Origin of the sequence: Cohnella baijiui (assembly GCF_020731285.1) — a bacterium.
In the GTDB taxonomy this organism is placed as follows: domain Bacteria; phylum Bacillota; class Bacilli; order Paenibacillales; family Paenibacillaceae; genus Cohnella.
In genome coordinates this window covers 17,121-39,112 of sequence record NZ_JAJFOW010000009.1, presented here as the reverse complement: position 1 = coordinate 39,112, position 21,992 = coordinate 17,121, and the positions used below count along the sequence as shown (strand labels likewise).

The window sequence follows — 21,992 nt, the reverse complement described above, 5'->3', positions numbered from 1 at the left end:
GCGGGCGAGGACGGAGGAATGACGATGCGCAACAAGGAGAGCGGCAAGCTCCGCGGCGGGATCCTGCTTGGCCAGATCCTGCTGACCGCGGCGGTGCTGGCGGTCATTGAGTGGGTGGTCCGGCGGGGGATCGTCGGCAAGCTGTACCTGTCCGAGCCGACGGAGGTCGCCCGGCAGACGTTCAAGCTGCTGTCGGAGGGGGAGATTTACCGGCATCTGCGCGTGACGCTGCAGGAATTTCTCGAGGGCTACGTCCTGGCGTCGGCGCTCGGGATCGCGACGGGGATGCTCCTCGTGCTGGTAAAGCATGCGGAGCGGTTTTTCCGCCCGTTCCTGTCGGCGCTGATGGCGGTGCCCAAGGTGACGATCATCCCGCTCATCATGCTGTGGCTGGGCATCGGCGTGCCGCACAAGATCGCGGTGGTGTTTCTGTTCTGCTACTTCACGATCGCCTTCAACACGATCACGGGCATCAAGCAGACGGCTGACAATCATCTGAAGGTCGCACGGGTGTTCGAGGCGACGCGGTGGCAGACGATCGTCAAAGTCATTCTGCCCTCGGCGGCCCCCACGATTTTCGCGGGATTGCGCGTGTCGGCTGCGACGGGGCTCGTCGGGGCGCTGTTCGGGGAGATGATCGCCTCGCAGGCCGGACTAGGCAATCTGCTGGTGAAGGCGACATCGCTCTACGACACGGCGCAGGCATTTGCGATTATCACGATCGTAACCGTCGTCTCCGTGCTGATCATCGCGGTCATCGACCTTCTGGAGAAAAAAGTCGTGTTGAAGTGGAAGTCGAGATAAGAGAAGCGGACGGCTCCGGGAGCCGAACGAAAGGGAGAGGGACATATGGAAAAGAGAAACGATAACCGTAATCGCAATAGCATTGGTAATGGCAATGGCGCTCGTGGCAAATGGGCGCTGCCCCTGATCGGCATGCTGACGCTGGCGTTGATCGCCGGCTGCGGTGGCAAAAACGCGGGAGGCGACGCGTCTCCCGGCGCATCCGGCACGGCCTCGGCAGGCGCGTCGCCTTCGGCGCAGGCATCGACCGGAGGGGAGCTGCAAAAGGTGAAGTACGCCGCCTTTAACGGCGTCAGCGGCCTTGCCGTCCATTTCGGCGCGGAGAAGGGCTTTTTCAAGGACGAAGGGCTCGACGTCGAGTTCGTCAACGCGCAGAATCCGGTCGCCGGTCTGACGAGCAAGGACATCGACATCGCCGACCTCGCGACGACCCAAGCGATCGTCGCCGCCGGCAAGGGCGCGCCGCTCAAGATCGTCTCCTCGATGTTCCGAACGAAGGGGGCGTTCTACCTGATCGCCCGCCCGGAGATCAAAAGCATCGAGGATCTCAAGGGCAAAAAGGTGGGCGCCGCCGTTTTCGGCTCCGGCCTGGACGCCTACGCGCAGGTCATTCTCAAGCAGCACGGCCTGTCGAAGGACGACGTCACGTTCGTCGCCAACGGCGTCAATGACGCCGCCTTCGCCAGCCTGACGTCCGGCCAAGTCGACGCCACGATCATCCACGAGCCGTTCGTCTCCCTCGGCGAGATTACCGGCAAGGCCAAGCTGCTGGCGAAGGGCTGGGATTACCTGCCGACGTTCCACACGGGCGTGCTGGTTTCCCGCACCGACTTCGTCGAGACGCATCCGGACGTCGTCGAGAAGCTGCTGCGCGCCTACTTCAAGTCGCAGGAATACGCCAAGAGCCATCTGGACGAGTACAAACAGTATTTCTTGACGCAGGTCAAGATCGATCCGGCGGCCGTCGACAAGGCGTTCGAGCGCGAGGAAGTGCTCTGGAAGAACAAGCCGGACGTCGACAAGCAGGCGCTCGCGGACACGCAGAAAATCCAGGTGGAGCTCGGATTCCAGGACCAAGTGTACGACGTCGATGGCATCCTCGACCTCCGCTACATCCCCAAGCAGCCTTAACGGGAGTGCGGGAGCGGACGGCATGAAGCGAAAGGAGCGAGCGCGGGTTATGGCGGGCTTTTCGATTCGACAACTATCCATGGTATACGGCGGCGCGGAGCCGACCGAGACGCTGGCGGACGTGAATCTGGACATCGAGGACGGGGAATTCCTCTGCATTCTCGGGCCGAGCGGCTGCGGCAAGAGCACGCTGCTGGAAATTCTCGCCGGACTGCAGCAGCCGACGGCGGGAGAGGTGCGGTTCGGGCCGGATGCGCTGATCGGTCCCGACCGGCGGCTCGGCGTCGTGTTTCAGGACCCGTCGCTCTATCCGTGGCGGACGATCCAGCGCAACGTCGAGCTGGGGCTGGAGATCGGCGAGACCGGCAAGCGGGAGCGGAGCGAGGCGGCGCAGCGTTACCTGAAGATGGTGGGGTTGGCCGGCTTCGAGCGGAAATATCCGCACCAGCTCTCGGGCGGCATGCGGCAGCGGGCGGGACTCGCCCGCGCCTTCGCCAACCGGCCGGAGGTACTGCTTATGGACGAGCCGTTCGGCGCGGTCGACCACCTGACGCGGCTGCAATTGCAGGACGATCTGCTCGCGATCTGGGAGGCGGACCGCAAGACGGTCGTCTTCGTGACCCACGACGTCTCCGAGGCCGTCTACCTCGGCGACCGAGTCGTGCTCCTGTCGCCCCGGCCGGGGCGCATCCAGGAGGTTTTCGCGGTGCCGCAACGGCGCCCGCGCAAGCGCGAGGACGCGGAGTTGCTCAAGATCCAGCAGGATATCTATCTCGCGATCCAGCAGGTGCGCGCCCCGGACAGCGTGGAGTTCGCGATATGAATCGGGAAGCGGGCGGGATGAAGGGAAGCGGGATCGACAAGTTGAAGGCGGCATGGAACGAGGAAAGCTGGATTTGTGCTTGGGAACGGTAATGGAGCAAAGGAAGGTAGGAATAGAAAGGGAATGAGAAGGGAGAGACGAAGCGCATGACCACGAACGAACGCCAAATTGCAAATGTAGAAGAGGCTAGGCAGCTGATCGAAGCGGGGGGTGTTGTCGTCCTTGACGTACGCTTTTCGCCGAAGGAGCCTTCCTATGGCAGAGAAGCTTATGTCAAGGGGCATTTGCCCGGCGCGTCCTTTGTCGACTTCAAGGCCGATCTCACGGATCCGGCGCGGGAGCATGGAGGACGCAGTCCGCTGCCGACGCCGGAGCGGCTGGCCGAGCGGTTCGGCGGCCTCGGCATCGACCGGGAGATGGCCGTGCTCGTATATGAGGACACGAACGGCCCCGCCGCGTCGCGTCTGTGGTGGGTGCTGAAGTACATCGGCGTGTCCGACGTGCGGGTACTGGACGGGGGCTACGAAGCCTGGACGGCGGCAGGCTTGCCGGTGACGACGGAGACGCCCCAGCCGGCCGCGCGCTGCCTGGAGCCGGCGGTCCGCGAAGACTGGCTCGCCGACGTGCATGCAGTGCGCGCTGCGATTGGCGACGCCGGCAAGAAGCTCGTCGACTCCCGCGACGCAAGCCAATATCTCGGCCTCGAGGCGCCCTTCGATCCCGTGGCCGGCCATATTCCGGGCGCGCTGAACTACTTCTGGAAGGACGGCCTCGGTGCGGACGACCGCTGGCTCTCCCCGGACGCGCTCCGCACGCGCTTCGGCGCGCTGGGTCAGGACGACGAGATTATCGTCTACTGCGGCTCCGGCATCTCCGCCACGCCGAACGTGCTGGCGCTTCGCGAGGCGGGCTTCCGCAACGTGAAGCTGTATGCGGGGAGCTGGAGCGATTGGATTAGCTATGAGGGGAATCCGATCGCGACGGGGGAAGAATAAGAGCAGCGAGACCGCGTCGGACGCGGGTTTGGGGGCTGTGACAGGTTGCCGGTTGGCAGGCTTGTTGCGGCCCTTTTTGGTGTTCTCGTTCAACAGCTTGCAAACAAGAGGTCAGAGGAAGCAGTTGCAACATAATTTACTGGATTAACCCAGAGGACAAGGTAAACGCAATGAATTTAGAGAAATTATTGGATATGAGATATATTCCTTTAACATTCAATATGCAAGGTAACAATGCGAATTTGATAGATTTCTTTATTGAGCGGCATCCAATGTATTTAGAAACTTAAATATTTATTAAAGGAGAGTTATCAATGACAACTATTCAAACAGTAAAAGCAAACCCAGTCCCGGAATTGTTTTATGACGGAGGAGAAATTGATGTTTTATGGGATAACCATGAATTGGCTATTCATTGGTATATGACTTTTATGGGATGGGAAGTCAGACGCAAAGAATGGTGGTGGCCAGATCAACGCATTCAAAATGGGAGAATGACTCATCTCGGATACGGCACATGGCTTAATTCTGTTATGACGTCGCAAAAACTTCCGTTTCATTATGCTGAAAGAGGAAGTGTTGATCCACATTTGCGTTGGTGCTGGAGGACCAAAAACTTACAAAAAGTACACGATCATTTTACCGAAAACGGGATTCGAGTCACTGATCTTTACCTTGGCCCCGATGGCAGACAATACTTTGATTTTTGGGCTACAGCTGAAGGTACTCGGCTCACGGCAAGAGAAGACAACACACTTAAGAGTAAAGGATTCAAACCATCCTTTACGAGGATTGGTGTTCGGGATTTACGGGTGGCTAGCAAGTGGTATCAAGTATTTGTCGGAATGAAGGTACATGAGGATCATATCGAAGACGGTTACCTTTACATGTCTCTGAGTGATAACTTCTCAGATACAAATCGAGCCACCTGGATTTTGGAACAGCTGCCAAGCGATATTTATACAGGCAAAATCAACGGACCAGTTCGTCCACTGACACTGATTAAAAAACGACAGGATTTCTTTGATTATCACCAATATTTACGGGACAATGGTGTTGAGTGCGGAGACGTAGGGGGACACTTGGATCAAGGAAGAGTCTTATTCCATTTCTATGACATTGATGGAAACCGATTTAATGTGACCCATTGCAAACCGATTTGATGTGTTTCGTTGCTGACTCAACGGATATGATAGCTCAATTGTGATGGCTTGCAAACAACATTCAACAGCCTGCAAACAACAGCGTAGCATCCCATCCACCCTCCGGGTGCTACCTTGCTTCACTTGGCCTTTTGTTGGCGATTCGCTCGGCTCGACCCAGCCACAGGGGTATACTTCGCCTTGGCTCGAACCATACTGTTCCGCCAGACCCATCCTCCACGGGCTTCTTGCTCCACAAGTCCTCCCAAGCGTAGCCAAGGGAGGTCGTTGCACATAGGCGCTGGCATATCCTCCGAGACATTCCCGCCGCGAATGATCGGAACCCCCACCTTTTTGCTCCAGAACTATTCAAGCATGGGGGTTCGTAGGGGGATAAGAAGCTGGAGCGATTGGATATCGTACTGGGACAACCCCGTCGCAACAGGCAATGAAGAGAACAGGTAGGATGGATAGCAGTATGCAAGTTCTGAATACATCGCCATGTAGCCTAAGCGCCCCGGCGATGTATTTTTTATGCCTCGACGTCAACAAGGAGTCAACAATCAGCTCTTGAGAGTACTTGCAGAGCGGTGGGTCCAATCCGCACACTTATATCTTTATGATGCTTCGGGACAGCCAGAAGTCAATATAACTAAAAATCCGTCCGCTACTTTTTAAAGTGGAGGGATATGCTCAATATAGGAGTGCTGATATAATGGAAATAACTTACTAAAAGTAAATGGGGAGTAAGATAATGAAGGAAAATGATTATGCGAGATTTGTACCAAAAGCCCCCGTTGGCTCGGTGCTGTCGTTTTTGGTTTTGAACGATGTTTTAGAGAATAATTATATGGACTTGGCTTTCGACATATTAAATAAATACATTATTGATGATTTAAACGATAAAGACTATCCCATAATCACGGCAGCAGCGCGGTATGGTAATAGGACGTTATTTGAAAAGCTCATCGCGCTTGGTGCGAATATTAACGCTTTGACTCATGTACAATCTTCTGCCGTAGGGAGGGCTCTCGCTTTTCAAAATTATGAAGGTGTTCGTGCTTTAATTGAGCTGGGCTTTGAGGTGAAGTCATACTCTGGTGGGAAAGCACTTCGTTCTGCTGCTTGGGATGGAGAACTTGAAATAGTCCGCCTGCTCGTTGAACATGGAGCAGATGTCAATTTTAATGGCGCGGATCAGGTTTTTCCGTACTGCACGACACCCGTTCAAATGGCAGCATCCCGTAATTATTTTGAAATCGTAAAATATTTGGTAGAGCAAGGTGCAGATGTCACAATAAGAGATAAGCACGGAAACCGTGCATTTCTAGAAGCGAAGCGAAATAAGAATACTGAAATGATGGAATATATTAAAATGCTTGAACCGCCCATCTGGCATGAAGCAGATAAACGTGTATCAGAACTCAAAAAGATGGGAATGCCGACGGACATTATTAAATGGCTCGGAACTGAAAATCGAAGGATTGACCTTCCAGAGACATGCCCTACAGCGTATATCGATTTTGAAACCATATTTGACGTAAAGCCGATACAGTGGCAAGGCAGAGTGTTTCTAGACATTACAAAAGAAGTCGAAAGTTATGAGGGCACAGGGTTTATCATTTGGATTCCGGACCAAAAATGCTTAGGTAGTTTGGATATTGAGCATCAAGAACTAATCACTTTTAAGGATGTGAAGTGGAATAAATTCAATAAGAGGCTTCCTATCGTCGTCAATCATCTTTTGAATGGTCTATCGATTGATGAACTCTATAAATAAGGGAGTAAGCATATAAAGTAACGAGAGTTGAATAAGTTCCGCGGAACTACATAGGAATATCCGATACCAATTCTACAACTGGAGCGATTTGAATTCGTTTGAGGATAATCCGAATTGTGGCCAGCGAGGAAGGATAATTGCACGCGCATAACTTCTTGCTCCCTAAGTCCTCCCAAGCGTAGCCGAGGGAGGTCGTTGCACACAGGCGTTGGCATGTCCTCCGAGGCATTCCCGCCGCGCTGATCGGAACCCCTACTTTTTGGCATTGGAACCCACTGAGCATAGGGGTTCGTGGGGGAGTAAGAAACTGGAGAGATTGGATTCCGTACAGCGAGAATACGATTGCGACGGGGGAAGATTAGGAGCCGGGAAGTCGCGCCGGCTCAGCAGGATCATGGCTTGCGGGCATTTGAAGGCTGCCGGCGTCGCCTTCGAAGAAAGGTAGAATTGGCATGCGCAGTACGCGGAAGGCCGTCGAAGGAATCGGCGGCCCGTTGTTTCTTCATACCCGGGTAAGCTTATCCGGATTTCGTACGACGAAGATCCTGGCAAACTTTCCGCGTTGGAGTTGTACAAAGAGAGCCCCTACGGCTTCGTCCCCCGAACGGAGAATCAAACCCATCTCGCCGTTCAGTGGGGCAGCCTCGAAGCGAAGATTTTCCCGAACGGTGTTTTTGAACCCGTCGAGCAGGAAGTGAGCCACGGGAACGCGCATTTGTACCGGACGAATGGCCGCAATCGCTTTGCCGCCTCCGTCGGAGACGAACATGACGTCTTCGGTCAGCAGGGACAGCATATGATCGACGTTCCCTTGCTCGAGGGAGGCGAGGAACCGGTTCACCCATTCCCTATCGACCGCTTCGGCCGCGACCTGCTCCTCCTCGGATATTCCCATCTTGCTTTTGGCCCGGCTCATCAGCTTGCGGCAATTCGCCTCTTGCTTGCCGAGCAGCTCGGCGATTTCGGGATAATCGAAATCCAGCGCCTCGCGTAGGACAAACACCGCCCGCTCCGTCGGCGTCAGCCGCTCCATCAGCACGAGCATGCCGTACGACAGCAGGTCGCGGCGGACGACCGACGTCTCAAGCGTATCCGTCTCCTGCGTCCGAATCGGCTCGGGGAGCCAAGGACCGACGTACGTTTCCCTCTTCTTCCGCGCCGACTTCTGCAGATTGAGGCAGTGATTGGTGACCATCTTGCACAAATACGCCTTCGGCTCTTCCAAGCGTTCGGGATGGACGTCGCCCGCCTTCATAAACACGTCCTGTACCGCATCTTCCGCGTCCGCCGCAGATCCCGTCAACTGATATGCCAGCGTAAACAGAAGCGCCTTATATTGATCGTACAGTTCCTCCATGTGCCGTTTCACCTTTTCCTGGGGCGTATTCCATACCTGTTTCTTTATTTTCCAAAGAAGCCCGCATTTACGCAAGGGTAAAGGCGGGTGTTCTCGTTTTTCTTAGTCATACAGAATGTATAAGTTTTCACGTCTTTCCATTTCTGTCTGACCGACGATAAAAACATGTCGCCGTCTTGGAAGACGGCAAAGCCGTTTTTACTTGTTCGGTCAATAGGGAGGGCTGCCCCTTGTCATTTAGGATGACTTGGGACAGCCGCTTCTCTCTTAGAGCTTCTTCAATTGATCCATGATATCCTGAGGTTCCATCCGTTTCATGAGGTCCGGATTCGCGTGCGCGCGGCGGATGCTTCCTTCCTTATCCACAATAAACGTCGCCGTAATCGGCAGAATCCAGCGATCGGTTTGGTGAAACCCGGCGAGATCCATACCGGACTTCGCATAGAGGTTCCGCAGGTAATCGGGCAATTCGTACAGAACCCGGTAGCGATCCGCGACATGGCCGTTCGAATCGCTCAACACCTGGAAGGTCAGATTCTCCTTCTCCTGATGGGACAGCGAGTTGTCGGGGTTTTGCAGCGAAACGGCCATCAGTTGGCCGCCAAGCTTCTCGATCTCCGGCAGCAATTGCTGGTAAGCCCGAAGCTGGATATTGCAAAACGGACACCAGCTGCCACGGTAGAAGGTCAGAACGACCGGTCCTTTCGCAAGCTCGTCATATAGATTCACATGCTCTCCGAGCGGGTTGGCCAACGTAAAATTCGGAGCTTGGTCCCCTTCCTGCAAACCGAAAACGATACCGGACTCCTGTTGCTCCTTGATATGCCGAAAAACCAGCGATTGCACTTCTTCGGGCGCGGTAGCGATAAAACGTTCCTTCGCTTGATCCAATAACGGTTTGATCGCCATGGTCCAACACTCCCTTTAAGCTAGAATCGGTTACCGCCACTCCACAATCTCATCGAGAATTTGCCGTGCTTTCGGACGTTTGGGATCCTCTTGACGATATCCGAAAGCGACCATACAGGATAAGCCGAAATCGTTGCCGTTTATAATCCCTTCATTTTGCAGAATAGCGGTCACCTGTTTTCTGTCAAAGCCTTCGATCGGACAGGAATCAATGCCAATTTGAGCCGCGGCGGTCATCATGTTGCCCAATGTGATATAGGTTTGCTTGCTGGCCCATTCGAAAAGGAGACGATCGTTATCTTCGAGATCCGTTTCGACGAAGGTTTGATAGGAAACCAAAAAATGCGGAATAAGCTCTTCAGGGAAATGATGAATGTCTTTCACCATTTTGGTCACATGGGCCGAATCGTGCCTTAAGCCTTGTCTGGCTAAGATCACGACAAAGTGGCTGGCGGTAGGCAGCGAACCCTGGGCACCGGCGGTTACAGGTTTTAATTTTTCACGAAGCGCTGCATCCTGGATCACGACAAACTTCCAAGGCTCGAGGCCTGCCGAGCTTGGAGACAGTCTTCCTGTCTCCAAAATAAATTGAAAATCTTCGTCCGAGATCTTTTTGTTCGGGTCAAATGACCTGCAAGCAAACCTGAACTGATAAGCTTTTAAAATTTCTTGTTTTTTGCTCTCCGTTCCTACCATGTGAAAACAGCCTCCTTTTGTGATTTGCACATATAACAATGCAGGACTCTGATTTGTGACATCGGAAGCAAAAAAATGAAAGCCGAAAAGTCAGCTTGTAAAGTGGGAGAATTGTTTTTCTGCATTAAACTTAACAAGTGAGGCTTGTCTTAGAAAAAGGAAAATCTTGAACATTCTCGAATAAATTTAAGAAATCCTTGCACGGAAAAACGATTTTTCTTCGTCTGCATTTTTGGAAGGGGAGGGGATGAGGCCATTGGATCAACAGCTTGTGCATGAAGCCCGGAATGGCGATGAGGAGGCTTTTTCGTTCCTTTTCAAGTCGTTTGCGAGAATGGTGCAGTCAGTCGCCTTTCGGATCGTGCGCGATGAACAAATTGCCCAAGATCTGATGCAGGAAGTATTTATTACGGCGTTTAACAAACTGGATTCCCTTATAAACGGCGAAAAAATCGAGTCGTGGCTTTATACGATGACCAAGCGCAAGTCGATCGATTGGTTGCGGTGCAAGCACCGGCAACCATTCATTCAGCATGATCGATTTGAGGAGTTTTCCAATTCTTATTCGACGGAAGACGAATATTTGCGCAAAGAGCTCGTTTTGTCGGTCAAAGAAGCGTTGCTGCGACTGGATCGTTCGCATCGGGCGGCGGTCATTCTTCATGATATTCGGGGATATACAGCGAAGGAAATCGGTTTAATGATGCGAGAGTCCACGAATACCATCGATAGCCGGATTCGCAGGGCAAGGCAGAAGCTGCGAAAGGTACTCGAGCCGGTCACGGGAACAACGATTATGGTCCCCGTGAAGCAAATCATCGTTCGGCAACCCGCTATCGCACTTCCCGATTCATTCGGCCCTCATGTTGCGAATCATACGGTTTTGGCGGTAGCGCTGCATATGAAACGAATGGCAGGATAAATTCTACGAAAAAGACGAGGATGGTTCGGATGACGATTTCGAGTGCACATGTGGTAAATGTCGTGGATCTGCCGGAGATGCTGATGATCGGTCTACCTGTCAACGTAGCGTTCAAGCATGGGGATTTTGGCAAAATCGGGCGTAACAAAGAAGAGTTCGATCGCAGGCTGGTCGAAATTCCGAACGCAGTGAACCGGGAAGAGTATTACGCTCCTTGGTTTCATTGCGAGGTTATGTTTACCTATTTTTATTGCTTGCAGGTAAGTAGCCTTGAGCGCATCCCGGAAGGGATGATGGGTTTCTCGATTCCCGCCCGCCGCTATTTGCGTACGGAATACGACGGACCGCATCCGATAGGATCCGACCCTTACGAGGTTCTGAAGCAGTATCGTGAAAAGCACGGGATCAACCATAGCAAAGACGCCATGATCTTGGAGAAGTATAAGTTTGCTAACGATGGGCGGGAAGGTAAAATTGCGATTACCGTATTTGGTCCGGTTGAATAGAAGCTTACTGTCGGGGACAAATATCCAATCAACCGGCACTTATATCCCATATGATAAATTCACTAAATCATTGAGGAGGAAGTGACATATGGCTATAGGATTCCCAGGTTCGGGAGTAGGTTTCGCCCCAGGACTTGGATTTGGTTTCCCAGGTTCAGGACTTGGCTTTTTCCCCGGCGCCGGTTTTGGAGCACCAGGCTTTGGTTTGGGTGTAGGTCTTCCTGGTTCGGGAGTAGGTTTCGCCCCAGGACTTGGATTTGGTTTCCCGGGTTCAGGCTTAGGTTTTTTCCGCGGCGCTGGTTTTGGTGCACCAGGCGTTGGTATTTTAAGTAAAAATAAAAAACATACAAATAAAAAACGCCGTTATGAGAACAAAGCTAAGCGCTAGAAACATATCAGACCTCCCATAAAACTGGATAAGGGAACAAGAGAGGCCATCCTGAAGGATGGCCTCAGCCTGTTGAAAATAGCGATAATCAGATCGCGACGAGGGAAGATGGCAGGGCGTAAGATCGGCTTTAGAAGCGATGAAGATTTCCCGGATAAACAACGCGTGGCCTGGGAAAATACGAAGCGTGCGATTCATGCTAGATACCCTTGTTACGGCTACAACCTTGGCATACCGGAATACTACGTAGTCAACGGGTACGACGAAGGCGGGTACTATTTTGTCGGCATCGGCACCGATGATTGGCAGTGGAAAGTGAGTCCGGCTTCCGCGAAACTTCTCGGCAGCGGAATTGTGAACGCGGAGGTGCGGCAGCTGGCCGGAAGCCTTGGAGTTGAATTCTCGGAAAACGTCATCATCCATACAAACGGCGGCGTGTACGAGCTCCTGGACGATAGAGGCAATTCGCTAACGGTGGCGGGAGAGGCCTACTTACCGTGGGACCGGCTTGCAACCGTCCACATCGGACTGCTCGAAATGTTTTGGATAGAGCCGGGCGTCACGTCGAGTGACCGTGAAACCGTAAAGGATGCACTCAGCTTCGCGCTCGAGTTCGCACAGAGCCCACAGAAATGGGTGTACGACGGCTATAAAGCCGGACTTGATGCCTATGACAACTTTATTCGCGGTTTCGCACAGGACCGGCATCAGGGCTTCGGCCTGTCCATCAATGCGGAAGCGTGGACAGAATGCAGGGAAATGGCCGGACCTTTTCTGAGGGAAGCTCGGGATCGGATCGGAGGAAGCGTATCGGAACGTCTGCTTAAGGCGGCAGCCATTTACGACGCCATTCACGAGCAAATGAGAGGCGTAAGGGACCTTTTTCCGTTCTACGGTCGGAATCCGGAGGATATGCGAGACAAAGACCGGATTTCTCGTGCAGTTGCGCATCTGGAACGGGCCAAGGAGCTAGAGCGCAAAGGATTGCATGAATTGGAGCAAATCGTATGTGATCTGTAAGCAAAATAGAGGTGACGGTCTCCATATGAGCAACAATCACAGGATCGTATGGATCGATGCGCAAATCCGCGAAAATCGTTACCCGAACGCGGTAATGATAGCTGAAAAGTTCTCGATATCGCCCCGCCAGGCGGCCCGCGATCTGGAATATTTGCGGGATTCGATGTGCGCGCCTCTTGCGTACAGCCGGGAGCGGAAAGGCTATTATTACGAGGACAGGTCATTTGCGGTGGCGGGTATCGTCATGACTGAAGGTCAAAAGCGTGCGCTCGCTTTTCTGGCGGAACAATACAAACGGTTAGAAAATGAGCACGCGACTCACTTGGCCAGACTATTCAGCCGGTTGATTGGCGATGGGCCGGAAGTTGGAAAGGACCCGGTCTGCCCTTTCGAGCTTCCGGTTTTTCCGGTTGACCGGGCGGTACTTGGACGTTTCGATCTGCTAAATGCAGCTATTAAGGAGCGGCGTAAGATCTACATTACATTCATGAATGAACAAGAGGAGGAGGAGCGGGCTCTCGTCTCACCCTACAAAATGTACGTCCATCGAACGCAAAATTATGTTGTCGGATACTGTGAGCCGGCAGGCGAAATCCGCCTGTTCAATTTGACCGAACTACGTGGGCTTGCTCTCACGGATGACCTGTTCGATTTGGCGCCGCTGCTCAGGCATGCTGAGGTTGTTCCTTTTCTCTTGAACGAGGCGAATATAGCGGTCATCCGTTTCGACGTGACGCCTTACGGCAGACTACTCGGCCTTCAAGTCAAGGAGGTTGAACCGTCGGTGTTTCACATCCGGTATTACGATACGGAGAGGCTGATAGCCAAGCTGCTGCCTGTCCCTTGCCGGATGGAAATCATTTCGCCCGCATGGCTTCGCAATCTTGTCTATAACAGGGCAAAAAGCTTGCAGCGATGGCGGCTTTATTAGTTTGCTGTTGCAGCTCTCTTCGGCGTTTCCATTCAACAGCCTGCAAACAAGAATTCACTGAAAACATTACAGTAATCTGGCCGACCATGGTAACCTGTCCTATGCGGATTGGAGCCGGTATGACGTCCGTGAATCGCTGGAATTGCTTATGGACGCGCTCGAGCCAAGGCAGGTTGCGCTCATCGTGCTGACGGACGTCTTCGGATTCACGCCGACTGAAACGGCGAGCGCGTTGGGGCAGCCTGCAACGGCGGTTAAAGCTGCATTGCACCGTGCACGGAAACGGCTAAAGAAGGCGTCGGACAGACAATTTCACTTGCTGGTTGAGGTAGATGAGAACACGGAGGCAATGCCAAAATCCAAAGCGGATCGCCTTTTTACGGCGTTGGGATATTCGTACCGGTAAGCGGCTTGGAGCGCCCCACGAGTGGTATGAGGACATTTTCGACGGCGGCATTCGCGGCTTTCTGCTATACGATCCTGACGGAAACAAGTATGACGTCGTGCATTGAAAGGACTTAATTCCAGGTTGCAAAATACTACTCCCATACGTTTTGAAGAGGGAGTCCCCGTTCTGTTCGCGCTAAATCATCAACACGTTGGATAAAGGCCGTTTTTGCTCGTGTGTAACCGTCAGGGTCTGAATCATATTGTTCAGCCAACATACGTTTAAGTTCACCGTATTCCTTTACGAACTCAGGGTGAGCTCGAAGGTAGTCGCGAAATAGGAATTCTTTTCTTTCGTAAAATCCTTCAAGCGGCAGGATATGCAAATGATGCGTACGCGCTCCTGCATATTCTTTTGCAAAAAAGTGCCGCCCGGTCATGCCAGTTTCAATATAGCGATAGCCTGAATGAATAAGCAAGTTCTCATAGACCTGCTCATTAAGCAAGGTATGAACGGCAGCGAAGATATCGATGATCGGTTTTGCTTCTTGGTTAGGTATTGAAGTACTGCCGGTATGTTCAATGGCAACGACGTGTGGAGCCAGAATTCCAAGCAATCGCTCTTTCTCTTTCTCAAATTCCAGAGACCAATCGGACCTGTAAGGAATAACGTGGACTAAATAATGATTTTGAGCGTCCATTGATTCACCCTCCCTTTTCTATTTCAGGTTTACTAAACAGGACGTTAATGGAAAATACCATTTGATTTCCGTCCTGTCAATTATGATCTCCCTTTAATTTCCCAAGCGGGCAAGACACTTGGAAGTTTATTGAAAAGGAGACTCAACAAAAAGGACTCTTGTTCCCAATACCGAATATTACCAGGAATATCACATCAGCTTGGAGGTTGAATATGGAATCAACGATTATTCAGAAACCGGCAATGAGATTAGTCGGTCTAGCCACTAAAGTAACACTCTATGATGTGCAGCAGAATCGGACTACCCTCAAGCTATCGGCGGAATTTATGGAAAGAAAAGCGGAAGTAATAAATTGCATAAACGAAAGGGAGGTTTTTGGCCTTTGTACGGACCCTGAGGAGTACGATCCTGAAACAGACCCTTTTGAATTCTTTATTGGGGTAGAGGTTTCTTCAAATGGGGATATTCCGAAAGGAATGGTGGTCAGAGAGATTCCAGCCCATACCTATGTTTTATTTACATTCAAGGGGTCGTTTGAAAATGCGGGGGCTGTGCACGCTTACTTATATTCCACGTGGTTAAAACAAAGCGGATATGAGCTTGCGGGGTCATATAATATCGAGATCTACGATGAAAGAAACCATGGTCCCGAGTCTGAGGACTCAGTTACGGATATTTGTTTTCCCGTTCGAAAGAAATGAGGTCGTTTCTAGTTCGATGATCTTAACTCGACCCATCCAGCCTTCCGGGTGCTGCCTTGCTTGACTTGGCCTTTATTGGCGATCCGTTCGGCTTGACCCAGCCAAAGGTGGATGACTCGGGGGTGTGCACGATTCCGTATAGCGAGAATTCGGTCGCGACAAGGGAAGAGGGAAAAGCATAGAAATACCCTAATATCTGTCATCTTTTTCGCGTTAGCAGTTATATGTGTTTATCTGTCCTGGAGCAAACTCTAGTTGAATCGTTAGTCCGGTTTTTGGTCATGGTTCGATTACTTTCTGACTTGCTGCTGAAATTTATGATATTGTAGTTGCAAGGTAACCCAAGAGATTGAGAAAGGCTGGCACATGTCATGAAGCTCAAGTTTGCGCACGTGAATACAGTGAAAGAAATCGCAGAGGTTGCTCGATTAGCGGCTGAGATATGGCGAGAATATTACGTATCCATTATTACAATCGAGCAGATTGAGTATATGATAGGGAAATATCAATCAGTTCCAGCGATTACGGATCAGATTCATCATCAGGGCTACGAATATTACTTCATTCATCACGATGACTCCTCCACTGTAGGGTATATGTCGGTCAGACAAGAAGAGGAGAAGCTCTTCCTGAGCAAGTTTTATATAGGCAAGGAGCACCGGGGGCACGGTTATGCCAGCCAAGCAATGATATTCCTAGAGCAGCTTTGCAAAGACCGAAACTTAAGCCATATTTGGCTTACGGTCAATCGGCACAACGAATCCAGTATAGCGGTATATGAGAAAAAAGGCTTTCGGACCATACGGGAACAAATTTCGGATATCGGAAATGATTTCGTAATGGATGATTTTGTGATGGAAAAAGAAATTCCGGTTCCATGATATCGAACACACGGGAGTGAACCGGTTTACAAACTGCCTACCAACAACCATTCAACAACTTGCAAATAGCCCCCCACCCGCCTACAACCCAGAGCTGAGAGCCCGTGTCGGACACGGGTTTTGGCTTCGACGGGTTGCCGGGAAGGGGGCTGTTGAGGCCCTTTTGGACGTTCACGTTCAATAGGTTGCTCCCCATTCACGATTCTGGCCAGGTCACCGGTTTGTCCAGAATGACACCATCCGTCATCACCCATTGGCGGAGACTGCCTGCCTGGACTTGAATAACGATAAAATACAAATCCCCAGTTCCGTTATTTCGGATCGTGCGTTCTCCTTCAGGCCCTACGCGGACTGATGTCCCTTCCTTGACTTCTATAATCTGTCCATCCACCTGCAGCTGGCCTCGGCCGCCAATGAAAAGGTAGAGCTCCTCATTCTCGCGATGGGTGTGGTAGAACGGAACCGACGCCCCTTGTGGCAGCTGGTTAAGAGAGACTTCCATGCCAGTTAATCCAAGCTTGTCTTTCAAAAAGTACTTGCCTGCGGAAGGACCCTCCGTCACGCTCAGAATACTGCTAAAAGAACCGGCTTCCACAACGCTAAAATTCGTTCCATTCATTCCATCGTTCCTCCAATTTGGATCATATTCTTACTCGCTTAATGGGTAACATCGTTAATCTGCTTCAGCAAACGTCCGTGTAATTTACTTTCATCAGTCCGCAATTCCTGCATAATGGGAATGCTCATGTCCGTGTTGGGGTTGTACTTCAGCCCCCAATTCATAATCAACAAAACCACGGGAAACAAGCTTAAAGCCATCAAGGCTCCATGAATCTCCCCAGATATCGAGCGAATATACAATGGACAAACAGAAGATTCTCGCTTTTTCATAATGTAAATATATAACACGTACTTGCAAAATACAAGTACAAGTGAGGCTATAATGATATCATGGTGCCCACTTGCGCCACTCTGGGGTGTTTCATTCACCAGGTAATTATGCAAATTCGATAGATATTTGTATTCAGCGGCATCCATGTATTAGAGACTCATTGATAAAAGGAGGGATCCTCTCCAGGCATCTAATAATATAGAGCGGTGAATACAAGGAGGAGAACAAGGTGAAGCAAGAAACAAATGCAAACTTAAGTAGACTTGAAATTGACGGAGCTCAAATGGGTGGAGCTTACATACATAACGTCAGTATCCCTAAAAAAGGAGACCTTCATTACAATCTGGAAACTGAAGGTCAGCCGATAAGATTTGAGAATTGTGAACTTAGGGGGAGCCGGATTTCAAACTGCGACCTTAGAGATGTGGAGATACTGGATTGCGAACTCATAGGGATGAAGATAAATGGGATAACAGTTGAAGACCTTTTAAAAAGCTATCAACATTTAAAAAGGAGGATGTAAAATATGTTGAGCAAAAAAACGAATGATGCGGACGTGATCGGTTATTGCTGCATGAGATTTCCGGTAACGAATTTGGAAAAGTCGGTAGATTTCTATTGCAATGTGTTAGGATTTGATTTGGTTTCGGCAGATTTTCAGTTTGGAGAAGCTCATGTCGCATTGAAAAATGGAAACGGTCCGGGTATTTTTTTGATGGAAACCAAGCCGGAAGATGTCACGCCATTGAAGTTTGTATTTCCTCGATCATTCTTTATCACAAACAGTACGGGGCATGTGACGATGGTCGAGCTGCTAACGAATGATTTGCTTGCACTGCATGAACGGATCAAACAAGCTGGAGCTCATATTGACCAAGAACCTGTATTTAAGAATGATTTCGGTTATTTCACCTTTTATGATCCGGACGGGCACTATATTCGGGCGGTCGAAGAAAGAGGCGTGTACTTTGACTTGAAACAAAGAATGAGTTCAACACTCAAACGGGATCTGACCGAGCATGAAGATCAATTGCTAAGTGGCCTATGCGACAAAGCGAGTATGGAACAGCAGAAGTTTCTCAGTTCCATCCTCTCGGAAATTCGGGGCTCTTGAGCCGATTGTTCAATGGTGACTGGTTGTAACCGATCATTCAATAAGTTGCAGACCGCGAAAGGGGTTACTATGAACGCGAAGAATGATCATAATAAATTGCGCGCGTCATTTGAACAAGCCGCTAATATTTATCAGCAGGCGCGCCCGGATTACCCGGAAGAATTGTTCGATGATTTAATCCACGCGACAAATTTGAATCCAGGCGATCGTTTGTTGGAAGTGGGGTGTGCTACAGGAAAGGCTACTCTCCCGTTAGCCAAGCGCGGATTTAGCATTACGTGCGTAGAACTTGGTGCTGAGCTCGCTGCAGCTGCCCGCCATAACCTTGTCGGAATGGACGTTGACATCGTCAACGAGAGCTTCGAAGACTGGCAAGGTGAGGATGGGAATGGGTTTTCTTTGGTGTTTGCTGCAACCGCTTGGAAATGGGTTGACCCCGAAGTTCGGTACATGAAAGCTTGGCGGGTTCTTCGTCCCGGCGGACACCTGGCATTTTGGAACGCAGATCACGTTTTTCCAGACGGTGGAGATCCATTCTTCCGCGAAATTCAAACCGTTTACCATGAGATCGGTGAAGGTAAATCGGTAGAAAACAACGATTGGCCGCGACCAGGGGAACTTAACGAGCAAAGAGATGAGATTGAGAAAAGCGGCCTGTTTGAGGTTGTTCACATACGACATTTCGATTGGGAGCGCATCTATCATGTCGACGAGTACATTCAACTCCTAGAAACCTTCTCCGGGCACATCCTTATGGACGAACGTAAGCGTGATAAACTTTTCAACGAAATCCGAGCTCGCCTTAATCGTCGTCCTGAAAAGTCGGTTCGCCGCCACTGGGGCGCTATTCTCTATGTCGCCCGTCGAAAAGATGAACAATGGAGATAATGGGTTTTCATCGTGAAACGATACGAATGAGGGCGGTAGCCCATGTATCGCACAAATATTCCGGTAAAACCGTTCAACCCCAAACGTCCAGGCGCCCTTGTCGGCGTCATGATGACTGTGTCGGAGTATCTGGCGTGCTTTACGGTAGCATTGCAGAGACGAGGAGCGCCGGTTCCTATGGCTCTTGTGCCGAGTGCGGCGGCACCGTTGCGCCGGCCGAGATCGACCCCGGGCGCATGATAGCACCTGAACTGTCGCTCAAGAACGGCGCAGTCCTCTTATGGGCCGGAACAGATGATCGACGCGCGCACGACCAGCAAAGGCAATCTGAGGATGATCTCGTTTTTTTCCAGATATTCGGGCTGCCCGGCGTGCCTGGGAACCAGGATGAGTAGGGGTGTGTCCAATATTCGCATTTCCGGCCATACGCTGGCTGAGGCCGGCAAGTTGCCGATACACGAAATGTTCTCCTTTATCAAGAGCCTTCGGCAGTCCGTAGACGCGCATGAGTTCAATATCGCCGGCCCCATCGTCAGCCATCTCGAACCCAGGCTTTTCTATCTGAATAAAATCGGACTCCGGACGCTGCCTTTGGTCATCACGAGGAGCCGAATGTACGATAGGATCTATGGCTTGTACGATATGATTGAAAATATTCAGGGGAATCCGAGAAAACCAAGCTTCGAAAAAGGACACGCAAGGTTTTTCAACGGGCATCCGTCCCTCGATTCCTCAGATGGAGGAAAGCGATGATGATTAGGGAAGCAAGCGAAAAAGACTACCCGGAGTTGAGAAAGATATTTCTCGAATCGCGGGCTCAAAACTTTCATTGGGCGAATACGGAAGAAATGACGTTAGAAGATTTCGATCGGGAGACCATAGGAGAAAGCATCATCTTAGCAGAGGATAACTTCCATATTCTTGGGTATGCCTCTTTATACTTGCCAGAGTCTTTTATTCATCATTTGTTCGTACATCCTAATGACACCGGCAAAGGTGTGGGGGCCTTGTTACTAAACCGTGCGATCGAAAAAATGAACAAACCGATTAGACTCAAGTGTGTATCGGAAAATCGGAGGGCCTTGCAATTCTATTTGAATCATGGGTGGAAAAAGGTTGTGGAAGAAGGCAGCCCTGGGGAGAAGTATTGGGTTTTGGCATTCGAATAAGGCTGAAATGTCTGTTCTCTTGCGTAGGTGGCGATTGGAGCGGTTTAACTTGGGCGGCGGAGACAGATTTAATTGTACTCGCACAGGCGAAGTCGGTCATTAATCCAATGGTTTCCAGGAATTTCGCTTAAAGTTGGGGCTGCTCTTTTCGTAGGTGATGAAAATTCGATGGCTACTGCTGTTTATCGTATATTCCAAGTACCAATTTCCGTCTTGAACAATTACATTTAACGGTTGATCGGGCGGTACCATTTTATAATTACCATCAGACAGAGTGAATTGATTTTTGACGACTAATGTATCATTCCAGTACCCATATAAAGTGATTTGTTTAGGGATTAATGTGACAGACGACATTTGTTCAGGAAATACAAAGTACATTCGAAGATACTTAACTAATGATTCAGGAGCGGGGGGCGCCAGATTCTCATAAACTGGATCCTTATGAAAAAACCAATAAATAAAGTGATCAGATTGAAAATGAATATGAACTTCCAGATGACGAGATGATCGGTGATAGAAAACGAATGGTTTAGACATATCGATGTTTGCTTTTTCTACTCCAGTACCAGCGCCCCTGTGGATGAAGGCTTGTACAGCGGCCTGATTCGGAGGGATAATTCTAAGTTTGGCTTGCTCAACTAACAGATCCCCCGTAAAAAACCAAATTATGGGTATAAGTAGCAGGCAGGCGACGATTCTTGCTTCGGAGAACCATTTGGTACTTCGCATAAACAGTAGAAAAGAGAAACAAAAGAATAAGATGAAAGAGCCAAAGATGAAAAAGAAAATAGGAGGGTAGAAAATGATGAAGTAATTTTTGCAAGCCCAGTAAACAAACCACCAAAGAACTAAGAAGAAATAGGAGAGATTTATTATTAGCCGATTTGATCGCATATTGATTTCCCCATTGATTAGAAATGAAGTAACTATACTTCATTATCGGCAGGAGCGGGCCTATTTTATTTCGCTTCGTATCCGATCTCTCCATTTCAATAGATTAGCGATGGCATGTTCTTCGCCGCCCAGGTAAAGATCCTCGATCGTCATGGACCAGTATTTAAGGCTTCTGTTTCTGTCTTTACTTGCGAGAGGATTTGCAATTTTACCTATTTGGCCGACCACCTCTCTGTTTCTCTTCTGGATTTCGGAATTGTTCCAGCCATGATCGTAAGCTTCCGTAAACAATTGAACCAGTAGACGATAACCTTCCTGCGTATAATGGGAAGGGTGCTGAATCATATAACAAGAAACAAGCCAAAAGTGCAATGCATATAATTCAGGAGCCTGATGCTCCCAAACAAGGGGGTAGCCGAATAGTTCGAAGCAGGACAACCCGTCGATTTCCTTCGCTCCGCATTCCATGCATTTTCCGGACTCCATTATCGTGATCATATCCGCCATTGGAATGATCCACCTCCATATAGAACAAGATAATGTATTACGCTGCGTTAGAGTCAAAATGAAGATGGACACGTTGTTGTGCCATTCTGTATGATTTTTCGAATAAAATAGCCGTGTCCGCCGCCGATCGGTCGGATTCTATATGATTTTTCATATAAAAAGCTGCGAATATGTGCGTTTTGGGTCCGTTCTATTTGATTTTTCATATAGAACTACACGAATCGAAACGGCCAGCCCAACATCAGTTGGGCTGTTCGTGCCGGCGGTAGAAGATCCAGATGGCGATGCTCGCCGACAGAACCGTTCTTCCTATGAAGTCCTGGTCCCAGTTGTGAGGAGCTGAACCAGTTTCGATCATCTCTATTCTATGCGATATTTCGAATAGAATCGTCGAAATTCGCGTGAAATTATCAAATCTATATGATTTTTCGAATAGATTCGTTCATTTCCC

General features: G+C 50.2%; 26 protein-coding genes. 18 read left to right on the top strand and 8 right to left on the bottom strand.

The window, feature by feature from the left end:
• Window positions 1-24 precede the first annotated feature (24 nt).
• From LKX83_RS11775 to LKX83_RS11750, 6 genes are all read left to right on the top strand, one after another.
• Window positions 25-804, top strand: coding sequence for an ABC transporter permease (locus LKX83_RS11775; protein WP_227882462.1), 780 nt, complete (start codon window positions 25-27; stop codon window positions 802-804).
• A 45-nt stretch (window positions 805-849) separates the two neighbouring features.
• Window positions 850-1,935 carry an ABC transporter substrate-binding protein gene (locus LKX83_RS11770; protein WP_227882461.1) on the top strand — a complete coding sequence of 362 codons (1,086 nt, stop codon included), beginning with the start codon at window positions 850-852 and terminating at the stop codon, window positions 1,933-1,935.
• Between the two features lie 22 nt (window positions 1,936-1,957).
• Window positions 1,958-2,758 (top strand): ABC transporter ATP-binding protein, encoded by an 801-nt coding sequence (locus LKX83_RS11765; protein WP_227882460.1) that lies wholly within the window; start codon window positions 1,958-1,960, stop codon window positions 2,756-2,758.
• A gap of 146 nt (window positions 2,759-2,904) precedes the next feature.
• Complete coding sequence (locus LKX83_RS11760; RefSeq protein WP_227882459.1) at window positions 2,905-3,753, top strand: sulfurtransferase; 849 nt, start codon at window positions 2,905-2,907, stop codon at window positions 3,751-3,753.
• A gap of 314 nt (window positions 3,754-4,067) precedes the next feature.
• Window positions 4,068-4,916: a VOC family protein gene (locus LKX83_RS11755; protein ID WP_227882458.1), complete on the top strand. Its 849-nt coding sequence runs from the start codon at window positions 4,068-4,070 to the stop codon at window positions 4,914-4,916.
• A 733-nt stretch (window positions 4,917-5,649) separates the two neighbouring features.
• Window positions 5,650-6,675 (top strand): ankyrin repeat domain-containing protein, encoded by a 1,026-nt coding sequence (locus LKX83_RS11750; RefSeq protein WP_227882457.1) that lies wholly within the window; start codon window positions 5,650-5,652, stop codon window positions 6,673-6,675.
• 502 nt (window positions 6,676-7,177) lie between these two features.
• Here the strand turns inward: LKX83_RS11750 and sigJ are convergent.
• The 3 genes from sigJ to LKX83_RS11735 all read right to left on the bottom strand — a co-directional run bounded on the left by sigJ (window position 7,178) and on the right by LKX83_RS11735 (window position 9,637).
• On the bottom strand, window positions 7,178-8,032 hold the full coding sequence (gene sigJ, locus LKX83_RS11745) for an RNA polymerase sigma factor SigJ (RefSeq protein WP_227882456.1): 855 nt from the start codon (window positions 8,030-8,032) through the stop codon (window positions 7,178-7,180).
• Window positions 8,033-8,299: 267 nt separating this feature from the next.
• Complete coding sequence (locus LKX83_RS11740) at window positions 8,300-8,941, bottom strand: peroxiredoxin-like family protein (RefSeq protein ID WP_227882455.1); 642 nt, start codon at window positions 8,939-8,941, stop codon at window positions 8,300-8,302.
• 30 nt (window positions 8,942-8,971) lie between these two features.
• Window positions 8,972-9,637 carry an NAD(P)H-dependent oxidoreductase gene (locus LKX83_RS11735; protein WP_227882454.1) on the bottom strand — a complete coding sequence of 222 codons (666 nt, stop codon included), beginning with the start codon at window positions 9,635-9,637 and terminating at the stop codon, window positions 8,972-8,974.
• A gap of 256 nt (window positions 9,638-9,893) precedes the next feature.
• Here LKX83_RS11735 and LKX83_RS11730 point away from each other — a divergent pair, with 256 nt between their 5' ends.
• The 6 genes from LKX83_RS11730 (at window position 9,894) to LKX83_RS34320 (ending at window position 13,810) form a co-directional block, all read left to right on the top strand.
• Window positions 9,894-10,559, top strand: a complete 666-nt coding sequence (locus LKX83_RS11730; RefSeq protein WP_227882453.1) for an RNA polymerase sigma factor — start codon at window positions 9,894-9,896, stop codon at window positions 10,557-10,559.
• A gap of 29 nt (window positions 10,560-10,588) precedes the next feature.
• On the top strand, window positions 10,589-11,065 hold the full coding sequence (locus tag LKX83_RS11725) for a GyrI-like domain-containing protein (protein WP_227882452.1): 477 nt from the start codon (window positions 10,589-10,591) through the stop codon (window positions 11,063-11,065).
• A gap of 88 nt (window positions 11,066-11,153) precedes the next feature.
• On the top strand, window positions 11,154-11,453 hold the full coding sequence (locus tag LKX83_RS11720) for a hypothetical protein (RefSeq protein WP_227882451.1): 300 nt from the start codon (window positions 11,154-11,156) through the stop codon (window positions 11,451-11,453).
• Between the two features lie 108 nt (window positions 11,454-11,561).
• On the top strand, window positions 11,562-12,473 hold the full coding sequence (locus LKX83_RS11715) for a hypothetical protein (RefSeq protein ID WP_227882450.1): 912 nt from the start codon (window positions 11,562-11,564) through the stop codon (window positions 12,471-12,473).
• A 25-nt stretch (window positions 12,474-12,498) separates the two neighbouring features.
• Window positions 12,499-13,404 carry a helix-turn-helix transcriptional regulator gene (locus tag LKX83_RS11710; RefSeq protein WP_227882449.1) on the top strand — a complete coding sequence of 302 codons (906 nt, stop codon included), beginning with the start codon at window positions 12,499-12,501 and terminating at the stop codon, window positions 13,402-13,404.
• Window positions 13,405-13,480: 76 nt separating this feature from the next.
• Window positions 13,481-13,810 (top strand): RNA polymerase sigma factor, encoded by a 330-nt coding sequence (locus tag LKX83_RS34320; RefSeq protein WP_370639072.1) that lies wholly within the window; start codon window positions 13,481-13,483, stop codon window positions 13,808-13,810.
• 133 nt (window positions 13,811-13,943) lie between these two features.
• On the opposite strand, the gene LKX83_RS11700 is transcribed toward LKX83_RS34320, so the two are convergent.
• On the bottom strand, window positions 13,944-14,492 hold the full coding sequence (locus tag LKX83_RS11700; protein WP_227882448.1) for a GrpB family protein: 549 nt from the start codon (window positions 14,490-14,492) through the stop codon (window positions 13,944-13,946).
• A 212-nt stretch (window positions 14,493-14,704) separates the two neighbouring features.
• Here LKX83_RS11700 and LKX83_RS11695 point away from each other — a divergent pair, with 212 nt between their 5' ends.
• Together LKX83_RS11695 and LKX83_RS11690 are read left to right on the top strand one after the other, a co-directional pair.
• Entirely contained in the window at window positions 14,705-15,193 is a 489-nt protein-coding gene (locus LKX83_RS11695; protein WP_227882446.1) for a GyrI-like domain-containing protein, read from the top strand.
• A 371-nt stretch (window positions 15,194-15,564) separates the two neighbouring features.
• Window positions 15,565-16,074, top strand: a complete 510-nt coding sequence (locus tag LKX83_RS11690; RefSeq protein WP_227882444.1) for a GNAT family N-acetyltransferase — start codon at window positions 15,565-15,567, stop codon at window positions 16,072-16,074.
• A gap of 196 nt (window positions 16,075-16,270) precedes the next feature.
• On the opposite strand, the gene LKX83_RS11685 is transcribed toward LKX83_RS11690, so the two are convergent.
• Together LKX83_RS11685 and LKX83_RS11680 are read right to left on the bottom strand one after the other, a co-directional pair.
• Window positions 16,271-16,693 carry a cupin domain-containing protein gene (locus LKX83_RS11685; protein ID WP_227882442.1) on the bottom strand — a complete coding sequence of 141 codons (423 nt, stop codon included), beginning with the start codon at window positions 16,691-16,693 and terminating at the stop codon, window positions 16,271-16,273.
• Between the two features lie 38 nt (window positions 16,694-16,731).
• Window positions 16,732-17,112 (bottom strand): hypothetical protein, encoded by a 381-nt coding sequence (locus LKX83_RS11680; RefSeq protein WP_227882438.1) that lies wholly within the window; start codon window positions 17,110-17,112, stop codon window positions 16,732-16,734.
• Between the two features lie 83 nt (window positions 17,113-17,195).
• On the opposite strand from LKX83_RS11680, the gene LKX83_RS11675 reads away from it, so the two are divergent.
• The 3 genes from LKX83_RS11675 to LKX83_RS11665 all read left to right on the top strand — a co-directional run bounded on the left by LKX83_RS11675 (window position 17,196) and on the right by LKX83_RS11665 (window position 18,968).
• Complete coding sequence (locus LKX83_RS11675; protein WP_227882435.1) at window positions 17,196-17,489, top strand: pentapeptide repeat-containing protein; 294 nt, start codon at window positions 17,196-17,198, stop codon at window positions 17,487-17,489.
• Between the two features lie 3 nt (window positions 17,490-17,492).
• Window positions 17,493-18,080 carry a VOC family protein gene (locus LKX83_RS11670; protein WP_227882433.1) on the top strand — a complete coding sequence of 196 codons (588 nt, stop codon included), beginning with the start codon at window positions 17,493-17,495 and terminating at the stop codon, window positions 18,078-18,080.
• A 69-nt stretch (window positions 18,081-18,149) separates the two neighbouring features.
• Entirely contained in the window at window positions 18,150-18,968 is an 819-nt protein-coding gene (locus LKX83_RS11665; protein WP_227882430.1) for a class I SAM-dependent methyltransferase, read from the top strand.
• Between the two features lie 258 nt (window positions 18,969-19,226).
• Here the strand turns inward: LKX83_RS11665 and LKX83_RS11660 are convergent, their stop codons facing one another.
• A complete protein-coding gene (locus LKX83_RS11660; protein WP_227882428.1) occupies window positions 19,227-19,685 on the bottom strand; it encodes a hypothetical protein in 459 nt (152 codons plus the stop codon).
• Window positions 19,686-19,717: 32 nt separating this feature from the next.
• On the opposite strand from LKX83_RS11660, the gene LKX83_RS11655 reads away from it, so the two are divergent.
• The gene (locus LKX83_RS11655; protein WP_227882426.1) at window positions 19,718-20,137 is read left to right on the top strand and encodes a GNAT family N-acetyltransferase; all 420 of its coding nucleotides are present in this window, start codon (window positions 19,718-19,720) and stop codon (window positions 20,135-20,137) included.
• Window positions 20,138-21,094: 957 nt separating this feature from the next.
• Here the strand turns inward: LKX83_RS11655 and LKX83_RS11650 are convergent.
• On the bottom strand, window positions 21,095-21,541 hold the full coding sequence (locus LKX83_RS11650) for a DUF5946 family protein (protein WP_227882425.1): 447 nt from the start codon (window positions 21,539-21,541) through the stop codon (window positions 21,095-21,097).
• Window positions 21,542-21,992: the final 451 nt, after the last annotated feature.